This is a genomic window from Thermus thermamylovorans (assembly GCF_004307015.1).
GTDB classification, from domain to species: domain Bacteria; phylum Deinococcota; class Deinococci; order Deinococcales; family Thermaceae; genus Thermus; species Thermus thermamylovorans.
On sequence record NZ_SIJL01000038.1, the window covers coordinates 1 to 1,670 of the forward strand.

General features: G+C 68.9%; 3 protein-coding genes. All 3 read left to right on the forward strand.

The features are described 5' to 3' along the window. Positions 1-265: LexA family protein (locus ETP66_RS11750; protein WP_130842769.1), on the forward strand; the 265-nt coding region annotated here is incomplete at its 5' end. Positions 266-347: 82 nt separating this feature from the next. Then, on the forward strand, positions 348-641 hold the full coding sequence (locus ETP66_RS11755) for a hypothetical protein (RefSeq protein WP_172596982.1): 294 nt from the start codon (positions 348-350) through the stop codon (positions 639-641). Between the two features lie 35 nt (positions 642-676). Then, positions 677-1,615, forward strand: a complete 939-nt coding sequence (locus ETP66_RS11760) for a toprim domain-containing protein (RefSeq protein WP_130842770.1) — start codon at positions 677-679, stop codon at positions 1,613-1,615. Positions 1,616-1,670 lie beyond the last annotated feature (55 nt).

Sequence of the window (1,670 nt, forward strand, 5' to 3'; positions counted from 1 at the left end):
ACACATAACTCTTGACACGACCGAGCGGGGAGTAAGGCCGAGGCGAGGGGAGATTGCCGCCGTGCTTCACGAGGGGAAGACCACGCTCAAGTACATCTACCCCGAAGGGGACATGGTGGTCCTCAAACCCCACAACCCCGCCTATCCCACCCTACGCTTGCCCGCCTCGGAGGTGGAGGTCCAGGGAGTGTTTCGCTTCCTCCTGAGGGGAAGGGAGGCCCTCGAGGCGATGCGGCTTCTTTTGAGGTGGAGCTATGAGCACTGAAGCCCTTTTCCGCGTTCGGGTTGAAGAGGAAGGGAGGTCAGGGTTCCGGCTGTTGCGGTTGCTCCCCTCGCGGGAGCGGTTGGTGGTGGTTCTACGCGAAAGCGCCCTCGAGGGGCTTTTGCGCCTTCCCGAGGGCTCCTTCCGCAGGCTGGCCCATGGCGAGGCCAGCGTGGTGTCTATGGCCAGCCTGCTCCCCGAGGAGCGGCTGCAGCTGGAGACCCTGGGCTATGCTCGGACCTTCAGGCGGCCCAAGGGGGAGGTGGCGGCGGAGGTCTTCTTCCTCCAGGAGGAGATCCCCCTGGTTTGGGCGAGACTGGACCTGGACGGGGCGGGGGTGGTGCTGGAGGCCTTCTTGGAACCCGAGGAGGTGCTCTAAGGGCCCGGGGGCCTAGCGGCCCCACGGGAAGGGGCGTGGACCCGCTCACCCAGGCGATCGACACGGTGGACCTGCCGGAGCTCGTGGCCCGGCTCTTCCCAGAGTCCGGGGCCAGGCCCGGCAGGCCCGGGCTTTACCGGGCGGTCTGGCGGGGGGACAAGAAGCCCTCCCTATCCCTCTTCAAGGCCGGGGGAGTGTGGTTCTTCCGGGACCACGCCACCGGGGAGAGCGGCAACGCCTACCACCTGCTCCTCGCCGCGGGCTTCTCCAAGGCGGAGGCGGTGGAGATCCTCCTCGGAGAAAGGCCCCTCCCTGAGCTCCCGAAGCGGCTCCGGCGCGGGAAGGAGAAGCCCAAGCCCCCGGTGGACCTGGGGGCCGCCCTTTCCGAGGCCCAGGCCCGCCTCAGGGAAGCCAGGGAGCTCCCCGAGGTCCTGAAGGGGCGGGGGCTCACCCTGAGGGAAGCGGTCCTCCTCGGGATGGGGCTTTCCCCCGAGGGGGACCTCTACCTCCCCATCCACGACCCCGAGGGAAGGCTGGTGGCGGTGAAGGTGCGCCACCTGAGGCCCAGGGACGGCCAGCGCTATCGCTACCTCACCCGGGGGTGCGGCACGCCGCCCTGGTACGGCCCGGGCTACGGGAAGCGGGCGGGGGTCCTGGTGGTGGAGGGGGAGCTCAACGCCGTGGCCCTCTACCTCGCCGTGGGGGACCTCCTGGACGTGGTGGGGGTGGCCGGGGTGAACGGCACCCTCCCCGAGCCGGACGGCAGGCCCACCTTCCTCCTCCTGGACGGGGACGAGGCCGGGAGGAAGGCGGCGGAGAGGTGGCAGGCGGAGCTTGGGGGCTACCTGCTCACCCCCCTCGAGGGCGGGGACGCATGCGAGGTGGCCGAGGCCCTGGGCCGGGAAGCCCTCCGGAAGGAGGTCCTCGCCCGGGTGGCGGAGGCCTTCCTGGAAAGGGGAGGTGCAAACAGTTGAAAAATAGCGAACACTAAGCTATACTACCTTTCACCCCCTTTTCGGATATTCACCT